The 3,343-nt window shown below is 74.3% G+C and carries 6 protein-coding genes; 3 read left to right on the top strand and 3 right to left on the bottom strand.

Annotated features, from left to right (window positions below; genetic code table 11):
- The coding region (locus AB0881_RS41690; RefSeq protein ID WP_366626441.1) for an NAD(P)-binding protein at positions 1-315 on the bottom strand (315 nt) is incomplete at its 3' end.
- Between the two features lie 95 nt (positions 316-410).
- On the opposite strand from AB0881_RS41690, the gene AB0881_RS41685 reads away from it, so the two are divergent.
- Complete coding sequence (locus tag AB0881_RS41685) at positions 411-776, top strand: metalloregulator ArsR/SmtB family transcription factor (protein ID WP_366626440.1); 366 nt, start codon at positions 411-413, stop codon at positions 774-776.
- Here AB0881_RS41685 and AB0881_RS41680 read toward each other — a convergent pair.
- Both AB0881_RS41680 and AB0881_RS41675 read right to left on the bottom strand, forming a co-directional pair.
- Positions 738-1,157, bottom strand: a complete 420-nt coding sequence (locus tag AB0881_RS41680) for an STAS domain-containing protein (protein WP_366626439.1) — start codon at positions 1,155-1,157, stop codon at positions 738-740. The two genes, AB0881_RS41685 and AB0881_RS41680, sit on opposite strands and share 39 nt — an antisense overlap.
- A 244-nt stretch (positions 1,158-1,401) precedes the next feature.
- On the bottom strand, positions 1,402-2,298 hold the full coding sequence (locus tag AB0881_RS41675; RefSeq protein ID WP_366626438.1) for a LysR family transcriptional regulator: 897 nt from the start codon (positions 2,296-2,298) through the stop codon (positions 1,402-1,404).
- Positions 2,299-2,375: 77 nt separating this feature from the next.
- On the opposite strand from AB0881_RS41675, the gene AB0881_RS41670 reads away from it, so the two are divergent.
- The gene (locus tag AB0881_RS41670) at positions 2,376-3,098 is read left to right on the top strand and encodes an aspartate/glutamate racemase family protein (RefSeq protein ID WP_366626437.1); all 723 of its coding nucleotides are present in this window, start codon (positions 2,376-2,378) and stop codon (positions 3,096-3,098) included.
- A 64-nt stretch (positions 3,099-3,162) separates the two neighbouring features.
- The coding region (locus tag AB0881_RS41665) for a HEAT repeat domain-containing protein (protein ID WP_366626436.1) at positions 3,163-3,343 on the top strand (181 nt) is incomplete at its 3' end.

Genomic DNA, 3,343 nt, shown 5'->3' with positions numbered 1-3,343 from the left:
CCATTCGGCGACGGCGGCACCGGCACGTTCACCGGCTTCCAGGACCAGGAACGGCAGGCGGCGTTCGGCCAGGTGTGCGGCGGCGGCCAGCCCGACCGGCCCGGCGCCGATCACCACGACCGGCGGCCCGGCGTCCGCCGCCTCCTCTGCCGCCCCCTCCTCGCTGGCGCTCGCGGCGTCCAGGCAGCCGCATCCGGCGTCGGTCTTGGCCTGCAGGACCGTGGTGCCGGGGTCCAGCGCCCGCTCCCCGCCGGTACAGCAGGCGTCCACTCCGCAGCAGGCTCCGGCCGCGGGTTCGGTGGTGTGCTCGCTCATCGGTGCTCCTCGGTACGGAACGGCGTTCTGATTCGAAGTTCGTCTAAGTAGCCTCCAGCTTGCGTCACTGCCTAGACAGATGTCAAATTAGAAGTGTGTCTAAATCGAGCGAACTTCCGATCGTCCCGGCGGACGGCTGCTGCGCGCCCCTGAGCGGCCCGCCGCTGACCGAGGACGAGGCGGCCGAGCTGGCCAAGGTGTTCAAGGCGCTGTCGGACCCGGTCCGGCTGAGACTGCTGAACATGATCGCTTCGGTGCCGGGCGGGGAGGCCTGCGTCTGCGATCTGACCGGGCCGTTCGAGCTGACCGGCCCCACGATCTCCCACCATCTCAAGGTGCTGCGGCAGGCGGGGCTGATCGAGGGCGAGCGGCGCGGGACCTGGGTGTACTACCGCGCCGTCCCCGGCGCGCTCACCCGCCTGTCAGGCCTGTTCGCCCTGCCGTCCCTCGCGCCCGCCTGAGGCGGGGAGCTCCTGGCGGATCTCGAACCGGACGGCCAGCCCGGTCACCCGCAGCACCTCGGCGATCCGGGGCACCGGCCGCAGCAGTACCAGCCGCCCGCCGGCCGTCCCGACCCGCTTCCAGGCCCGGATCAGCGCGTTGAGCCCCGAGGAGTCGAAGAACTCCACGCCCGACAGGTCCACCGCCACCAGCGGCGGGACGTGCAGCCGGACCACCTGCGAGACGTGCTCGTCCAGGCCCGGCGCGCTGGCGAGGTCGAGCTCCCCGCGTACGGTCACCACCGCCCAGTTCTCCTGCCAGGCCACGCTGAAGAACGCGGTGCCGACCGCCTCGCCCGATGACCGGGCGCCGCGCTCGAACGGACCCGCCGCCCTTCCCATCACTCATCGCCTCCAGCCTCACGATCCGCCCGGCCGGACCCCGCACCGGCATACCCCGTGCCCGCGGGAGCGACCCCTGACGCCGGCCTTTCCGCATGGGACGCGGCGGGCCGTGCCGGTGCTCCGGCTCCCCGATCGGGCCGACGAGCGTCCAGCCAAGGTAGCGCCTCCGGGGGAACGGGCGGGCGGGTGTCGCCCCTCCATGGTGATGACCACATCGGACTCCGCCCGTACGTGTGGGGCGTCAGCGCGGGGAGTCCGGCCACTTTTCGGCGAGCACGCGGAGCGCCTGCCGTACGGCCGGGATCTGCGGCGCCTCGGGGTGGTGCAGGACGCGCACCGTCCGCGGCCCGGCCTGGACGGCCTCGGCGACCGCGACGTCCGGGTGGGTGTAGGCGTCCAGCGCGAGCCGGGGCAGCAGCCCGATGCCGAGGCCGCGCGCGATCAGGGCCTGGGTGACCACGTAGTCGTCGGTGCCGTGCCGCACGTCCGGCGCGAACCCGGCCGCCTCGCACGTCCGCCGCAGGTTCTCGGTGCAGCGCTCGCAGCCGGCGATCCACTTCTCGCCCGCCAGCGACCGCAGATCGACGGGCCCGCCGGCGGGGGCGTGCGAGGCGGGCAGCACCAGCCGCAGCGGATCGTCGGCGAGCCGGACGCCGGTCAGCCCCGGCTCGTCCGGCGCCGCCTGCCCGGCGTGCGCGAAGACCACCGCGAGGTCGACCTCGCCCGACCTGAGCAGCGCGAGCGCGTCCGCGGGCTCGGCCTCGCGCAGCCGTACGTCGATGCCGGGGTGGCGGTCGGCCAGGGCGCTCATGGCGGCGGGGACGATGGTGGCGCTCGCGGAGGGGAAGGCGGCCACCCGGACGGTGCCGCTGCGCAGATCGGCGAGGGCGTCGAGGTCGTCGGCGGCGGCCTGCAGGCGGGCGGCGATGGCGTCGGCGTGGCGCAGCAGGGCCGTGCCCGCCTCGGTGAGGACGACGCCGCGCGGCCGGCGGAGGACGAGCGGTGTCCCGGCCTGCCGTTCCAGCAGCCGCAGGTGCTGGCTGACGGCGGGCTGGGTCCAGCCCAGCGCGCGCGCCGCGCCCGCGATCGAACCGGCCCTGGCCACCTGCTGGAACACGAGCAGCCGATGAGCGTCCATAGGTATAAGTATGTCTTGGGTCGGAGCCAAGGAGGAGAGGACTTCCTAGGGTCTGCGCGGCGGGGCACGATGGCGGCATGACAGCCACCATCGGCCTGATCGGCGGCATGGCCTGGGATTCCTCCGCCGAGTACTACCGGCTCCTCAACACCGGCAGCAGGCGCCGCCTCGGCGGCCACCGCACGGTACGGAGCCTCCTGCTGACCGAGGACTTCGCCGAGATCGAGGCGCTGCAGCGCGCCGGCGACTGGGACCGGGCGAGCGAGCTGCTCGCCGCGGACGCCCGGACGCTGCAGGACGCGGGCGCCGATCTCGTCCTGCTGTGCACCAACACCATGCACCGGGTCGCGGGCGCCATCGAGGCGGCGCTCGACGTCCCGTTCGTGCACCTCATCGACGCCACCGCCGAGGCCGCCGCCGAGGCCGGGACGGCCACGGTGGGCCTGCTGGGCTCCCGCTTCACCATGGAGATGGACTTCTACCGGGACCGGATGCTCCGCCACGGCGTGAACGTCCTGGTGCCCGACGAGCCCGGCAGGACCACGGTGGACGACGTCATCTACCGGGAGCTCACGCAGGGGATCGTCACGGACGCGTCCCGCCGGGCGTACGCCGGCGTCATCGCCGGCCTGGCGGAGCGGGGCGCCGAGGCCGTCGTCCTGGGATGCACCGAGATCACCCTGCTGATCGGCCCGGACGACAGCCCGCTGCCGGTGCTCGACTCCACCCGGATCCACGTCGAGCGCGCGCTCGACATGGCGCTCGACATGGCGCTCGGCCCGGCGAAGGCGCCCGCCTGATCCGGGCAACCCGCGGCCCCTCCTGATCGTCTTCTCAACGGGACCGATCGCGGGGGAGTGGTTCATGATCGCCGGACATCAGGTCGCGTTCTTCCTGCGGGAGCTGGGCTCTCCCGATCCGGGCCGGCGCGCCGCCGCGGCCAAGGGGCTGGGCCGCGTTCCCGGGCACGCCGCCGAGCTGGCCGGCCTCGCCGCGGATCCCGCGCCGGAGGTGCGCGCGGCGGCCGCGCTGGGGCTCGGCCGGC

Origin of the sequence: Spirillospora sp. NPDC029432 (genome assembly GCF_040703975.1) — a bacterium.
In the GTDB taxonomy this organism is placed as follows: Bacteria; Actinomycetota; Actinomycetes; order Streptosporangiales; family Streptosporangiaceae; genus Spirillospora.
Note: the sequence above shows the minus strand (reverse complement) of the source record. Positions and strands in the feature narration are given on the sequence as shown.